This window comes from Rhodococcus sp. SG20037, assembly GCF_031763325.1.
Lineage (GTDB): Bacteria > Actinomycetota > Actinomycetes > Mycobacteriales > Mycobacteriaceae > Rhodococcus_F > Rhodococcus_F qingshengii.
This window is the reverse complement of record NZ_CP134497.1, coordinates 5,507,990-5,522,350: the sequence shown is the minus strand read 5'-3', so window position 1 is coordinate 5,522,350 and position 14,361 is coordinate 5,507,990. Positions and strand designations below refer to the sequence as shown.

Genomic DNA, 14,361 nt, shown 5'->3' with positions numbered 1-14,361 from the left:
TTTAGACCTATACGAAGAACGTATCATTTAGAGCTAAACGAGGTGTGCAGTGGTGGGCGACTACAACCCGGACGACGCGGTGGACGCGGTTGCCTTGGCGTGGCTTCGCGAAAGGCCGGGCACGCCCGTGGAGGGTATCGGCATCGTCACCAGGCTGTGGATGTGCGCCAAGCTGCTCGGTGAGGATCGCCGACGGGTACTCGCCTCGGCCGGTGCGGACACAGCCACGCTGGACCTACTCAGTGTCCTGCGGCGATCCGGCGAGCCGTATCAGTTGACGACTCGCCAGATCACCGAGCAGACCGGAGTCACGGCCGGTGCGATCTCGCAGCGACTCGCACGCGCGGAGAACGCGGGTCTGGTGGAGAGGTCCTCCGCCGCGCAAGGGTCACGAATAGTGCTCGTGACCCTCACTGCCGCCGGTCACGAGCTGGTGGAGCAATTGGTGGACCGAGTTCTCGGCCGTGAAGCCGAACTGACGTCGATTCTCACCGAGCAGCAGCAGGCCGAACTCACCGAACTGCTGCGTGTCTTTCTCGACGGCCTACGCGGCGAACTCGGTGACTCCGGCGTCGCGCACGTCGGGGCTTGATCAGGACAGGCGCTCGAAGACCGCAGCCAGGCCCTGCCCGCCGCCGATGCACATCGTCTCGAGGCCGTAACGCGCTTCGCGACGGTCCATCTCGCGCAACAGGGTGGCCAGGATTCGTCCACCCGTGGCTCCGACCGGATGTCCGAGGGAGATGCCGGAGCCGTTGGGGTTGATGCGTGGGTCGTCGGCCTCGAGATTCCAACTCTGCAGGACTGCAAGTGCTTGTGCCGCAAAGGCTTCGTTGAGTTCGATGACGTCCATGTCCGCCAGGGTCAATCCGAGGCGGCCGAGTGCCTTCTCCGACGCCGGTACGGGGCCGATGCCCATGGTGCGCGGCGGAACGCCCGCAACGCTCCAACTCGCGAGGCGTGCGAGCGGTCGCAGTCCGAGGGTACGAGCTTTGTCGGCGGTGGTGACGATCGCCAGTGCTGCGCCGTCGTTCTGCCCGCTGGCATTACCTGCAGTCACGGTGGAGTCCGGGTCGATCTTTGCGCGCATGGGACGAAGGCGCGCAAGCGATTCCATCGAGGTGTCGGCGCGTGGATGCTCGTCGGTGTCGACGAGCAGGGCCTCGCCCTTGCGCTGCGGAACGGATACCGGAACGATTTCCTCGGCGAAGACGCCGTTCTTCTGTGCTGCGACTGCACGCTGATGGGACTGAACCGCGAGTGCATCTTGATCCTCGCGGCTGATGGAGAACTCGGCGCGCAGGTTCTCTGCCGTTTCGATCATTCCGCCGGGAACCGGGAAGTCACGTCCGCCGGCTGTGACGCGGGCGCGCGCGAGACGATCGCTGAGCGCAACTCCTTCACCCTTGACGCCCCAACGCATTCCGGTTGCGTAGAACTCGGCCTGGCTCATCGACTCGGCACCGCCGGCGAGGACCAGGTCACTGCCACCGGACTGAACCTGCATGACGGCCTGGATGACTGCCTGTAATCCCGACCCGCACCGGCGATCCACCTGCATGCCGGGAACATCGATGCCCAGACCCGCGTTGAGCGCCGCGATGCGTCCGATCGCCGGAGCCTCACCGTTCGGCGAAGCCTGGCCGAGAATGACGTCGTCGATCTCCGCGCCGGAAATGCCGGTACGCGTGACGAGTTCGGTGATCAGCGTCGAGGCGAGATCTTCCGGGGCTACGTCACGGAAGACACCGCCGAAGCGGCCGACAGGGGTACGGAGCGGTTCACAGATGACAACGTCAGGCATTGGTTCTTCCTTGGGTCTGCTCGGTCAGCGGGTGGCAGCCGAGTGTTTGTTGGACGACTGAGTACGTCCGAGATCGACGGAGATGGCGTCCGCGGTGGCGACTGCGGCCGGAACCAGTTCACCGCGAACAGCTTCGGCGCTGTAGCGGGCGGCTTGGGTGGAGATGTTGACGGCAGCGACCACGTCACCGGTCGCGTCCCGGATGGGTGCGGCGAGCGAGCGCAGACCCTCTTCGAGTTCCTGATCGACAATCGCGAACCCGTCGGCGCGAATCTTCTCGAGTTCGGCACGCAGTCCGTCGGCGGTGGAGATGGTCTTGCCGGTCAGGCGGGCGAAGGACACTCGGGCGAGGTAGGCGTCCAGTGCGTCGTCGGGTAGGCCCGCGAGCAGGACCCTGCCCATGGACGTCGCATAGGCGGGAAAGCGCGTGCCGATGGTGATGGACACCGTCATGATGCGGCTGACCGGAACACGAGCCACGTAGACGACGTCGTCACCGTCGAGGATCGACACGGACGTGGATTCACGGACCTTGGCGGACAAAGCTTCCAGATGCGGCCCGGCAATCTCGGGGAGAGACAGACTGGACAGGTAGCTGTAGCCGAGTTCGAGGACGCGAGGCGTCAACCAGAACACCGAACCGTCAGTACGTACGTATTCGAGTTCGACGAGTGTGAGCAGGAAGCGGCGAGCGGTCGCACGCGTGAGATCGGTGTGCCTGGCAACCTCGCTGAGGGTGCGACGCGGGTGCTCACCGTCGAAAGCCTTGATGACGGAAAGCCCACGGGCCAGCGACTGCACGTAGTCCGGGGACGGTCCCGGCGCCTGCTCGCTGCTGTTCTCACTCATGTTGTCTCGTTCTCCTCAGGTTCGGCCGAGAGGTCCGCGAGTGCTTGCTTTCCCAGCGCAAAAGCCAAGTTGCTGTTCGGCACACCCGCATAGACCGCGGTATGGAGAAATACTTCCACGAGTTCGTCGGGATCGATCCCGGCACGCAGCGCAGCGCGAATGTGCATGTCGAGTTCGTGTTCGTTGCCGACGGCGGTGAGGATCGCGAGAGTGAGGAGCCTGCGGGTGTGGTGATCGAGGCCGGGGCGCGACCAGATGTCACCCCACGCCGTGCGAGTGATGAAGTCCTGGAAAGGGGCGGTGAACTCGGTGGCACCGGCAATGGAACGGTCGACGTGGGCGTCGCCGAGCACCTGGCGTCGTACGGTCATGCCGGCCGACACCGCGGCGCTACGTTGGGCGAGCGCAGATGTGTGCGAGGCAATATGCGTTGCAAGTAGTTTGGTGACGTGCCCGGCTTGTTCGACGTTGGCCAGGTGTGCGCCCGGATCGACCACGTGCAGTACCGCATCGGCGATGCCGTCGGCGATCGCACCCAACGTCGACGGAGGCGTCGCCGGATCCTGCTCGCCCGCGACGAGGAGCGTCGGAGCGACGATGCGGGCCAGGTCGTTGCGGCCGTCCCACGTCGAAAGCGCCTCGCAGCAGGCGGCATAGCCCTCGTCGGGTGTGGCTTCGACCATCGCGACGTGACGGGCGACAAGCTCCGGATCATTCTCGGCCAGTCCCGGCGTGAACCAGCGTCCGACGACGGCGGCCGCGATGGACGCGATACCGTCCGCACGGACAGCCCGAGCACGATCGATCCACGGCTGAGCAGGGGCGAACTGCGAGGACGTGCACATCAAGGTCAACGTCTCGACGCGAGTGGGGTGGTGTGCGGCGATCCACTGGCTGACAGCGCCGCCGAGGGAGAGCCCGACGAGATGTACGGACTCGAGTTCGAGCGAATCGAGGAGAGCGATGACATCGCCGGCGAGATCGGCAATTGAGTAGGGGCCCGCAGGCACCGGTGACTTGCCGTGGCCGCGATGGTCGACGGCGATGACGCGGTAGCGATTCGACAGCGTGTGAATCTGCGGCTGCCACATGGACAGATCGGATCCGAGTGAACCCAGGAGAACCACTGCCGGGGCATCGAGATTGCCGGTCTGTTGAAAGTTGAGCGCGACGCTCATCGAGATCCTCCTGTGGGGCGTTCGGCGAGGGCGCGGTCGACCAGATCGGTGGCGTGGCCCAGATAGTGTGCGGGGTCGAGTAGTTCGGCGATCTCGGTTTCGCTCAGGTGCTCTGCGATGGCGGGATCACGATCCAATCTGGTTCCGGAAGTGGCTGCCGCGGTGACGATGTCGCGCGCTCGATCAGTGTGTGCGGACAGGGCCTTGGTGACACGCTCGGCGAGAATCAGGCCACCGGTGATGTCGAGATTGCGAGCCATCGACTCGGTGTGTACTTGCAGGCCGGTGAGGCTCACGGAAAGCTGGTGCGCCGCTCCGCCTGCCAGACGCAGGAGATCGGTGACGGTTTCCCACTCGGCGTGCCAGGGGCCTGCGGCGCGAGCGAATTCGTGATCCATGTTCGACAGGGCTGTGGCCACCAGCGCGGGAGCACGTCGCGCTGCCGCGCGGGCGGTGATCGCGGCAACCGGATTCTGCTTGTGCGGCATGGCCGATGAGCCGCCCGGAGCGCTCTCGGCAACCTCGGACAGTTCGGTGGACGCCATGACGGTGATGTCGGTGGCGGGCTTGGAAATGGCGCCGGCGACGATACCGAGTGTGGTCGCGAGTTCTGCGATAGTCACGCGGTCGGTGTGCCAGGGAGTGACCTGCCTGGCCAGGCCGAGTTCGTCGGCCAGCGCGTCGGCGATCCTGAGCCCGTCGGGATACAACGCAGCGAGTGTGCCTGCGGCGCCGCCGAATTGAACCGGCAACGTGGACAGCACGATCTCGAGGCGAATCGCTGCGGCGTCGAGTGCGGTGAACCAACTCGATGCCAGTAGCCCGAAGGTGGTCGGAAGTGCTTGTTGTCCTAGGGTTCTCGCGACCATCGGAGTAGAGCGATGGATGCGGGCGAGGTGGGCGGCGGAATCGGCGGCGCGGGTCAGGTCGGCCAGAACCACCGCGCCCGCGCGTCGCGTCAACAGCATCAGCGCACAGTCCATGATGTCCTGACTGGTGGCGCCCGGGTGCACCACGGAGGCAGGCACACCTTCCTGTCCCACCCTTTCGCGCAGCATCTTCACCAGAGGAATGACGGGATTTCCGCCGGCGGCCGACGCGCGGCCGAGCGCCACGATGTCCAGACCGCCCGGTTGTGAGAGTTCGGCCGCGGCAGCAGCCACCGCGGCGCAATGTTCCCCGTCCGCCAATCCGACGGTGGCCATCGCACAACTCAGTGCGGCCTCCACGTCGAGCAACGCGGTGACCCACGCCTGGTCGGACAGGTGCTCCGATACGCGGGTGGCCCCGAACACCGGGTCGAACAGTGCGCCGCGAGTGGGCATGTGTACTCCTCTTACAGCTCGAAGAAGGGCGTCTCGACGCCGTTCGCGTCCTCGTCCTGAACATAGACCGTCCAGGAGTACCCACCGTCGACCTTGGTTGCAACCAGCTTCGCGCGTTCGGTTTCGCTCAGTGAGGACAGCACCGGATCTGTTGCGTGTGCGTCGGCGTCTTCGGGGAAGTACAAGCGGGTGACCAGGCGGTCGAGCATGCCGCGAGCGAAGACCGACACGTTCACGTGTGGGGCCTCGTCCGCATCCGTTTCAGTGGGCTGCGCACCGGGCTTGACAGTGTGGACCAATGCAGTGCCCGTGGGATCCGCTGCGCTGCGGGCGAATCCGCGAAAACCAGCCGGAGTGAGCTCCACTGCGCCACGGGGATCGTCCGGATGGTTGAAGCGTCCGAGCGTATCGGCCTGCCATGTTTCGATCATCGCGTCCGCGACGGGTGTACGGGCGCCGTCGATCACCGTGATGGCCAGCGTGATTCGTCCGGGGGTATCGCTCGGGGCAGCGTCGGGGCCGTCCGTCCAGGGGAGGCCGATGTGCCAGTACGGCCCGACGGTCTGAGAGGGCGTGACCCCGAAGGGGGCAGTGGTGAAGTCGCCGGGGACGACCGGATAAGTGGGTGCGGGCTTCGCGGTGTGATCAGTCATCGTGGTCTTCCTCGTTCTCGAATACGGAGGCGTTACGGCCGCGCAGGACGATGTCGAAGCGGAACCCGAGAGCCCAGTTGGGGACTGTGGCGTCGTAGTCGAAGACGCTGACCATGCGGTGACGTGCTGCTTCGGGTACCGCGTTGTAGATCGGGTCCTGGAAGAACATCGGATCGTCGGGGAAGTACATCTGCGTCACGAGGCGCTGCGTGAATGCCGTGCCGAACAGCGAGAAATGGATGTGTGCCGGTCGCCAGGCGTTGTCGTGGTTCATCCACGGGTAGGCGCCCGGCTTGATCGTGGTGAAGCTGTAGTGGCCGTTCGCGTCGGTGACGCAGCGACCCAGGCCGTTGAAGAACGGATCCAGCGGCGCGGGCCAGTTGTCGCCGGTGTGGCGGTAGCGTCCACCGGCGTTGGCCTGCCACACCTCGAGCAGTGTGTGGGGGACGGGTTTTCCGTCGCCGTCGAGTACGCGGCCGTGAACGACGATGCGCTGTCCCTGTGCTTCGCCGCCGTTGGCAATGGTCAGGTCGTTTTCGCCGGCGCCGACGCGATCTTCGCCGAATACCGGCCCGGTGAGCTCCGTGAGGCGCTGGGGGAGCAGCTTCAGCGGTTGCTTCGGGTGGCGAAGAGAAGTGGTCTTGTAGTCCGCGAAATCGGCCGGGGCGTTGACGCCAGTCGGCCGCTGGTACCTCGGCGGTAGATGCAGCATAGGGAACCTCGTCGTTCGGTTACGTGAAGGTGTTCGCAATGTGTACATGTGTTGCGCTCTGCGAACAGAATAGTTCGTGGATGTGACCCAGGCAATGCCGGGGGCGAGAAATGTTCGTTATGCGGACGGGGGTTCACAATACGTACGGGTCGCGCTACTGTGATCGACATGATGGACAAAGTCATTCCCACTGCTGCCGAGGCCGTCGCCGACGTGCCGGACGGCGTCACGATCGCTGTCGGAGGTTTCGGGCTCGTCGGAGTGCCGGAAATCCTCATCGATGCGCTCCTCGAGCAGGGCGCGACATCACTCGAAACGGTGAGCAACAACTGCGGCACCGACGGGTTCGGGCTCGGAGTGCTTCTGGAGAAGGGGCGTATCCGTCGTACTGTCAGCTCGTACGTCGGCTCCAACAAGGAGTTCGCGCGTCAGTACCTTTCCGGTGAGCTGGAAGTCGAACTCACGCCGCAGGGCACGCTCGCCGAGCGCATGCGCGCCGGGGGAGCGGGCATCCCCGCGTTCTTCACCCCGGCCGGCGTCGGCACCCAGGTCGCCGACGGCGGCCTGCCACTGCGTTACGACGGCAGCGGCGGCATCGCAGTTGCCAGTCCGCCCAAGGAAACTCGTGACTTCGACGGCGTCACCTATGTGATGGAGCGCGGCATCGTCGCCGACTATGCACTGGTCCATGCCTGGAAAGGTGACCGGCATGGCAACCTCGTCTACCGCGCGAGTACCCAGAACTTCAATCCGGCTGCAGCAACGTCGGGGCGCATCACCATTGCGCAGGTCGAGCACCTCGTAGAGCCGGGTGAGCTCGACCCCGCCGAGATCCACACGCCGGGCATTCACGTTCAGCGTGTTGTCCACGTCGGCCCCGTGACGGTCGGCATCGAGAATCGGACGGTACGAGCATGACTTCTGTACTACCCACCAAACTCACCCGCGAAGAGATGGCGGCCCGCGTCGCGCGCGAACTCGAGGACGGGCAGTACGTGAACCTCGGCATCGGTATGCCGACGCTGGTTCCGAACTACCTCCCGACCGACATCACCGTTGTATTGCACTCGGAGAACGGCGTTCTGGGCGTGGGGCCGTACCCGACCGAGGACGAACTCGATCCCGAGCTGATCAATGCGGGCAAGGAGACCATCACCGTTCTCCCCGGTGCGTCGTTCTTCGACTCCTCAGCGTCGTTCGGCATGATCCGCGGCGGCCAGGTCGACGTTGCCGTGCTCGGTGCCATGCAGGTCAGTGCCACCGGAGACCTCGCGAACTGGATGATCCCTGGCCACATGGTCAAAGGCATGGGCGGCGCGATGGATCTGGTCCACGGCGCAAAGCGCGTCATCGTGATGATGGAGCACGTCTCGAAGAAGGGTGAGCACAAGATCGTCGAGAAGTGCTCGCTTCCGCTGACCGGTAAGGGCTGCGTCCAGCGAATCATCACCGACATGGCCGTGATCGACGTGACTGACGACGGTCTCCGCCTGGTGGAGACGGCGCCGGGCATCAGCGTCGAGGACGTGGTTGCTGCTACCGGAGCGAAACTGATTCTTTGACAGTCTGTTTCATCTGATGGCTCAGCCGCCGGGTCGTGACTTCCATCCGACCTGGCGGCTGTTTTACGCCCCGACGTCGCTCAGCTCGCTCTCGACCGGAATCCAGAGCTCGAACCGTGCGACGGTGAAATCGTCGTTGTATTCGGTACGCATGATCTCGGGACCAGGTACGGAGCGAAAAGGGTTGGCAGGGAACCATTCCGTGTAGATATCTCGCCACAAATACTGCACAGATTCGATTTCCGACCCGTCGGCGGTGAAGACGGCCCACGTGTGTGCGTCGACCGTCAGCAGATCGAAACCCGTGGGTGAAGGTTTGCCGGTGACCACTCCCAGGTAGTAATCCAGTTCTGTGCCTTCGGTTCTGGGAGGCGCCAAATTGTCGACGACACTGACGATTCCCGCCGGGTCCTGATCGGAGAGCTCGCGCAACCCTCGCAACGCAACCTTGTCCACGGAGCGGGTGAAATCTTCGATCGCAGAATTGGGACCTTCGTGAACCAATGGAACCCGGGTCTTGAACCCGACTACCGTCAGGGCAGGTTTGTCCACAAGCATGTAGTCCATCGGTGTGGCTCCTTCCAGTGTCACGTGAATGACAAGTTTCTGTTGGGATTTGAGAACGGCGGGAGCGCGTTTGACCGCGCCGGGGCTCACGCCGTGAAATGCGGTGAACGCTCGTGTGAAGGCTTCCGCGGACGAGTAGCCGTACTTCACGGCGGTCTCCAACACTCCTGATCTGCTGACGGACAACTCGGCACCAGCCAGGGTGAGTCGACGTCGACGGATGTATTCGGATACGGGAATGCCGGCCAGGGCCGAGAACATCCTCCGAAAGTGATACTCCGAGGTGGTTGCCAGCCTTGCCATCTCGGCTGTCTCGATCTCGCCGCTCAGATTGCTTTCGATGTAGTCGAGCGCGCGGTTCAGTCCGTCGATCATCGTGTCTTCCTGTTCACGGGTTTCACGCTACGCAGATCACTTGGGCCGTACCCGACTATCCGTGCCCGAAAAAGTAGGGCAGGAAATGCATCTGGACAACTCAGTTAATCATCATTATCTTGAATCGAACATCGATGGCTGACCAGGAGGCACAGTGAGCACCCGTTTTCCGCAGGCTGAATTGACCGAGGTGCCCGAGGACATCGCCGCCAAGATTCTCGAGATCCAGGAGAAGTCGGGGTTCGTGCCCAACGTCTTCCTGATGTTCGCTCGGCGCCCAGCCGAGTTCCGGGCATTCTTCGCATACCACGACGCGATCATGCTCAAGGAAGATTCCGCACTCACCAAGGGTGATCGAGAAATGATCGTCACCACGATCTCTGCGGCCAACAAATGTACGTACTGCGTTGTCGCGCACGGCGCGATTCTGCGTATCTACGAGAAGAAGCCGCTGGTTGCCGACCAGGTTGCGGTCAACTATCGCACCGCAGAAATCTCCGATCGTCAGCGCGCGATGCTCGACTTCGCCACCAAGGTGAACTCCGCCTCGCACGAAATCGCCGACGCCGACTTCGACGCCCTTCGTGTGCACGGCTTCGGCGACGAGGACGCGTGGGACATCGCCGCGATCACTGCATTCTTCGGGCTCAGCAATCGCATGGCGAGTTTCTCCGGCATGCTGCCCAATCCGGAGTTCTACCTGATGGGGCGCGTTCCGCGGTCCTGATTCTTGCGGGTAGAGCAGCACCTCTCAATTTTTCGGACCGACCGGTCGTAACGTCTGGAAGTCAGCCGACGAAGTAAAGGCTGTCCACGCCGGAATTGCCGTCTTCGTAAAGAAGGCCGAAAGGTTGAGCGCTATGTCGGAGAAGTCCATCGCCCATTCTCGGAGGGTCCGCTCTGCGGCCGCCGGTGCCGTACTAGCTCTCGGATTGGCGGTGGGCGGCACGGGAATTGCATCGGCAGAGCCGGAAACCGTGTGTACACCGAGCGCTGATCCGCTGGTGACCTGCGCCGAGGAAGAGGCAGCTGCCACCACCGACGCCGACGCGGCGACGAGCACCGAGACCACGCCGGAGAAGGTTGAAGCCGGGGTCGCGGGCACGGGCAGTGCCGAAACCGCTGGTACGGACGCTGCAGCACTGGCGGAAGCCGAAGCAAAAGCCAAGGCAGCTGCCGACGCGGCAGCGAAGGCCGCCGAAGCAGCCGCGACGGCAGGGGTCGACTCGTCCGCAGCGACAGACACTTCGGTGAAGGCGACCGAGGCAATGACCCAGGCGAGCGTCGAGGCAACCAAGGCGGCGGTCGAATCGACCAAGGCCAAGGCGGAGGCCGGGGCCGCGGAACAGTCTGCCAAGGAAGCCGAAGAGGCGGCCAAGGTTGCGGAGTCCGCGGCGGCCGATGCCAAGGAGGTAGCAAAAACAGCTCAGGTAGAAGCCGACGCGGCCGCAGCCAAGGCTGCGGAACTCGAGGAGGCTGCGAAGGCCGCCGGTTCGGGGCCCAAGACCGAAGAGGCAGCAAAGGCGCGCGCCGAGGCTAATGCTCTGCAGGCCAAAGCCGATGAGGCGAAGGCTGCCGCGGATGCAAACGCCAAGCTGGTTGCGGACAAGAACAAGGAAGCCGAGGAAGCCTTCAAGAACTGGGATTTCGCGAAGGCAGCCGTCGCTAAGGCTCAGGCGCTGGCCGCGGCTTGGAACGCCAAGCAGCTCGCGATCACCGTCAAGGAAACTCAGAAGGTGGCCACCGCCGCTGAAACCACGGCCAAGGCAGCCGAGTCCGCAGCTGCCACCGAGGTAGAAGCTGCTACCGCCGCCCGTAAGGCCGCAGATGAAGCGGCGGCTACTGCGGCTTCCGCGCAGAAGGATGCCGACGCTGCGCAGAAGGCCGCGGAGACGGCCCAGGCCGAAGCCGATGCTGCGGGCGAGGCTGCCACCGACAAGCGAGCCATCGCCGACGAAAAGGCTGCCGAAGCCGCCAAGAAGGCCGAAGCTGCCGAAGCGGCGAGCAAGAAGGCGCAGGATCTCTACCTGGCCGCCGAAGACGCGAAGGCCGCAGCCGACGCCGCGGCAGCAAAGGCCAAGGAAGCTCAGGCCGCTGCAGCCGCCGCAAAGGCCGAAGCGGATGCAGCGCAGAAGATCGTCGACGAGCTCAAGGCAAAGGGCGAGAAGGAGATCGACAACGGAACAGGCGTCGGCGGTGAAGTGATCATCGGTGAGCACACTGACGACGGCTCCGGGGTCACGAAGGTCGACGAGACCACCGCTGTAGTGAACAAGACCGGCGTCAAGCTGGTCGGCTACTACAACAACAAGGGAGCCTTCGACGTCGTCGACTACTACGTCACCGATGCCGACGGCGATCCGGCGCTCGCCGGAAGCCTGCCCCCGGTCGACCTTGCTCTCGGTGACACCGCAAGCAGCAGCACCAGCGGTAGCAGCAACTCCAACCTGCCGGCTGTATTGATCGGCGTCGGAGTCGTGGGCGCTGCCGCCGCAGCAGCTACGACGGTGGTTGTTCGTCGCAAGCGTCATGACGGCCCGGGCAACACGTCTGCGTAGCCTCGGTCTCTCGGCGGTAGCGATCCTCGCCGTCCTCGTATCCGGATGTTCGGGCGAGAACGCGGGATCGCTACCTGACCGCTCGCCGGTGCAGTCGCATATCGCGGCTGCACCGGCTTCGGTGACCGTCGATCCGGCAGAACCCGAGAGGATCGAGTTGAGGTCTGCGTCCGGGGTCACGTACCTGAGCAGTCCGTTGCACTCGGAGAAACTGATGCGCGGCGGCGAGAGTGGGCAGCAACTGAATCCCGTCGACGAACTGCCGGTGTGGTGGGGTGAAAGCGGAATGCCGGGAACGTCGACCACACAAACAGTTGTCGTGGTCGGCCACAACTACACCACTCGCGAAGCACCATTCCGGGCGCTCCGGGTAGTGGAGCCGGGCGATCGAATTCTCCTGGGTACACCGAACGGCACACTCGAGTACGACGTCGAAACAGTCGGGCCGCTGCACAAAGGTTCGCTGCTGGGCGCTCACGAGTTGCGCGAATCGGTTCCGGGACGGCTGATCCTCGCCAATTGTGATGTCGTCGAGGGAGAGTCGACCGACGACAATTACGTTGTCATCGCCCAGCTGGCAGCGCACTGAATCCGTGGCAGTGCAAGAATAGGTACATGGATTCCCTCGGACTTCTCTCGGAACTGGTAGCTCTCGACACGGTCTCGGGGGAGTCCGCTCCTCAACAGCGGGCGATGGATTCGATTGTCTCGTTGGTTCTCTCACGTGCGCCACAGGCGAAGGTGGAGTCAGACCTGACCGGCAATCATCCCTGGGCCTTGATCACCAACGAAGCTGCACCCTCGGCAGCCAGACTCCTGTTCGCCTGCCACGTGGACACGGTGCCGGTGGGCACTGTCTCCGACTGGGAGTTCGATCCGTATGCCGCACAGGTCGACGGCGAATTGTTCCTCGGCAGAGGGACATCGGATATGAAGGCCGGCCTTGTTGCCGCTACTGCCGCGGTTGTCGACGCTTTCGAACGTGGAGTCCCGGTCGCGCTGTTGCTGACGAGCGACGAGGAAATCGGATCGCTCGGGGCTGTTCGTTCGGCCGACGCCGTTGCGAATCTCGAGGTCGGGGCCGTCATCGTTCCCGAGGCGACCGGCAATCGCATCAACCTGGGGCACCGCGGCGCACTGTGGCTCGAAGTGTCCGTCAAAGGAAAAGCCGCGCACGGGAGTACGCCGCAGCGAGGAACTAACGCCGTCCTCAAACTGCTTGACGTCGTCGACCGAGCCCGGCGTGAGCTTCCGCTGTCGTCCGACGCGTTTCTGGGTGCCGAAACCTGGAACCTCGGCTTGGTCGGCGGGGGTTCGGCTCCGAACATCGTGCCGGACAGTGCACGTGCGGTGATCGATCACCGCACGGTGGGAGACGGCGCCGACCTGCTCGCGTGGTGGCGAGCCCAACCAGAAGTCGACTCGGTGGAGACGTCGATTCATCTGGGAGGTGTGCGTACCGACGCGTCGGACCCGTGGTTGGCCACCCTGCCTATCCCTGTTGCAACCGAACCGGTTTCGTACTTCACCGACGCTTCGGTACTGGCCGCCGCCGCCCCTGGTGCTCCCGTCGTGATCTGGGGCCCTGGCACTCCCTCGCTGATGCATGCGGCCAACGAAAGCGTCAAGGTCTCCGAACTGGACGATGCGATCGCTGCTTACGGTGCGGTTGCCGCCGCTTGGCCGACGGTGGACTGACGGACAATCAGTTCAGGAGCAAGCGCGATGTGGGCTGTCGACTCGGAAGAGTTGTTCATCGCCTGATCCAGAAGTCGCACAGCTTCTTCCGCGATTCTTTCCTGCGGCTGCCCGACGGTGGTCAACGGCGGGTTGCACAATTCGGAGAATGGGATGTTGTCGAAACCGGTGACCAGAACGTCGCCGGGAACGTCGATGCCCAATGTGTGACACGTCTGCAACACGCCAAGTGCGATCAAGTCGTCGGCGCAGACCAGGGCGTCGGGGCGAGTTTTGCCGGTCAGGATGATGTTGGATGCCGTGCGCCCCCACTCGATCGAGTACTCGCCGAGTTGTGTCCACTCGTCACGAGTTTCGATGCCCATTCGATCCGCGTGGCGGAAGAAGCCGGCCCGGCGAAGTTCTGTTGACGAATTGGTCAGCTCGGAACTGATGAAGGCGGCTGATTGCGCGCCACGCTCCGACAGATGCTCCATCACCAGGGATTGAGCGGCGTCGTCGTCGACGCCGACCCAGTCCGTCTGGGTATCCATTGCAAACCGGTCCAGTTGAACGACCGGAAGCGTTGCCGCGCTGGCTCGGACGGCTTCTGCACTCAGTTCGCCGTGGCACGGGCTGATGATGATTCCGTCCACTTGCCGGGAGACGAGCGACTTGAGCCGCTGCGCTTCCACGTCGGGATCGGAACGAGAATCGCACAGGAACAGTTGTAGGCCGCGCCGAGCGAGGACGTGTTCGACGTTGACCACCAGCGAAGTGAAGAAGGGGTTCGCGATACTCGGAACCACCATTCCGACAGTGTCCGTCCGATTGCGACGCAGTGAGCTGGCGATGATGTTTCCCGAGTATCCGAGAGAATCCGCGGCTCGTTTGATCGTCGCTGCAAGCTCGTCCGAGACAGGGCGGGAGCCGGACAGTGCCCGCGACACGGTGGCCGTCGACACCCCGGCCAGTTCCGCGACATCGCGAATGGTCGCCTTGCGCATGCGTCCCCCGTTTTCTGCTCGATTCGGGTCCGAGGTTATCGAACCGCACGGTCCAGTGTCCCGCATGTAACGCGATTGAGGCAATCGTTTACAA

15 protein-coding genes are annotated in these 14,361 nt (G+C 63.9%); 7 read left to right on the top strand and 8 right to left on the bottom strand.

Annotated elements, in window-relative coordinates; translation table 11 throughout:
* Positions 1-52: 52 nt before the first annotated feature.
* A complete protein-coding gene (locus tag RHP72_RS25445; RefSeq protein ID WP_099698127.1) occupies positions 53-592 on the top strand; it encodes a MarR family winged helix-turn-helix transcriptional regulator in 540 nt (179 codons plus the stop codon).
* Here the strand turns inward: RHP72_RS25445 and RHP72_RS25440 are convergent, their stop codons facing one another.
* Genes RHP72_RS25440 through pcaH form a run of 6 tightly spaced genes read right to left on the bottom strand, consistent with a single transcriptional unit; the run spans position 593 to position 6,521 of the window.
* Entirely contained in the window at positions 593-1,804 is a 1,212-nt protein-coding gene (locus RHP72_RS25440; RefSeq protein WP_030536550.1) for an acetyl-CoA C-acetyltransferase, read from the bottom strand.
* Between the two features lie 24 nt (positions 1,805-1,828).
* Positions 1,829-2,653 carry an IclR family transcriptional regulator C-terminal domain-containing protein gene (locus RHP72_RS25435; RefSeq protein WP_311093978.1) on the bottom strand — a complete coding sequence of 275 codons (825 nt, stop codon included), beginning with the start codon at positions 2,651-2,653 and terminating at the stop codon, positions 1,829-1,831.
* Positions 2,650-3,831 carry a 3-oxoadipate enol-lactonase gene (gene pcaD, locus RHP72_RS25430; protein ID WP_311093977.1) on the bottom strand — a complete coding sequence of 394 codons (1,182 nt, stop codon included), beginning with the start codon at positions 3,829-3,831 and terminating at the stop codon, positions 2,650-2,652. The genes RHP72_RS25435 and pcaD overlap by 4 nt, the downstream gene beginning before the upstream one ends.
* A complete protein-coding gene (gene pcaB, locus RHP72_RS25425; RefSeq protein WP_311093976.1) occupies positions 3,828-5,156 on the bottom strand; it encodes a 3-carboxy-cis,cis-muconate cycloisomerase in 1,329 nt (442 codons plus the stop codon). The genes pcaD and pcaB overlap by 4 nt, the downstream gene beginning before the upstream one ends.
* 11 nt (positions 5,157-5,167) lie before the next feature.
* Positions 5,168-5,809: a protocatechuate 3,4-dioxygenase subunit alpha gene (pcaG, locus tag RHP72_RS25420; RefSeq protein WP_030536553.1), complete on the bottom strand. Its 642-nt coding sequence runs from the start codon at positions 5,807-5,809 to the stop codon at positions 5,168-5,170.
* Positions 5,802-6,521 (bottom strand): protocatechuate 3,4-dioxygenase subunit beta, encoded by a 720-nt coding sequence (gene pcaH, locus RHP72_RS25415; RefSeq protein WP_007730015.1) that lies wholly within the window; start codon positions 6,519-6,521, stop codon positions 5,802-5,804. The genes pcaG and pcaH overlap by 8 nt, the downstream gene beginning before the upstream one ends.
* Before the next feature lie 171 nt (positions 6,522-6,692).
* On the opposite strand from pcaH, the gene RHP72_RS25410 reads away from it, so the two are divergent.
* On the top strand, positions 6,693-7,439 hold the full coding sequence (locus RHP72_RS25410; protein WP_030536554.1) for a CoA transferase subunit A: 747 nt from the start codon (positions 6,693-6,695) through the stop codon (positions 7,437-7,439).
* Positions 7,436-8,083 carry a CoA transferase subunit B gene (locus RHP72_RS25405; RefSeq protein WP_003940102.1) on the top strand — a complete coding sequence of 216 codons (648 nt, stop codon included), beginning with the start codon at positions 7,436-7,438 and terminating at the stop codon, positions 8,081-8,083. The genes RHP72_RS25410 and RHP72_RS25405 overlap by 4 nt, the downstream gene beginning before the upstream one ends.
* Positions 8,084-8,146: 63 nt before the next feature.
* Here RHP72_RS25405 and RHP72_RS25400 read toward each other — a convergent pair whose 3' ends face one another.
* Complete coding sequence (locus tag RHP72_RS25400) at positions 8,147-9,025, bottom strand: AraC family transcriptional regulator (protein ID WP_208690203.1); 879 nt, start codon at positions 9,023-9,025, stop codon at positions 8,147-8,149.
* Positions 9,026-9,179: 154 nt separating this feature from the next.
* On the opposite strand from RHP72_RS25400, the gene RHP72_RS25395 reads away from it, so the two are divergent.
* The 4 genes from RHP72_RS25395 (at position 9,180) to RHP72_RS25380 (ending at position 13,281) form a co-directional block, all read left to right on the top strand.
* On the top strand, positions 9,180-9,752 hold the full coding sequence (locus tag RHP72_RS25395) for a peroxidase-related enzyme (protein ID WP_003940498.1): 573 nt from the start codon (positions 9,180-9,182) through the stop codon (positions 9,750-9,752).
* 133 nt (positions 9,753-9,885) lie between these two features.
* Positions 9,886-11,583 carry a hypothetical protein gene (locus tag RHP72_RS25390; protein WP_063315729.1) on the top strand — a complete coding sequence of 566 codons (1,698 nt, stop codon included), beginning with the start codon at positions 9,886-9,888 and terminating at the stop codon, positions 11,581-11,583.
* Positions 11,555-12,172, top strand: coding sequence for a sortase domain-bontaining protein (locus RHP72_RS25385; protein WP_030536558.1), 618 nt, complete (start codon positions 11,555-11,557; stop codon positions 12,170-12,172). The genes RHP72_RS25390 and RHP72_RS25385 overlap by 29 nt, the downstream gene beginning before the upstream one ends.
* Before the next feature lie 26 nt (positions 12,173-12,198).
* The gene (locus RHP72_RS25380; RefSeq protein WP_030536559.1) at positions 12,199-13,281 is read left to right on the top strand and encodes a M20/M25/M40 family metallo-hydrolase; all 1,083 of its coding nucleotides are present in this window, start codon (positions 12,199-12,201) and stop codon (positions 13,279-13,281) included.
* On the opposite strand, the gene RHP72_RS25375 is transcribed toward RHP72_RS25380, so the two are convergent.
* A complete protein-coding gene (locus RHP72_RS25375) occupies positions 13,242-14,267 on the bottom strand; it encodes a LacI family DNA-binding transcriptional regulator (RefSeq protein WP_003939717.1) in 1,026 nt (341 codons plus the stop codon). The genes RHP72_RS25380 and RHP72_RS25375 overlap by 40 nt on opposite strands.
* Positions 14,268-14,361 lie beyond the last annotated feature (94 nt).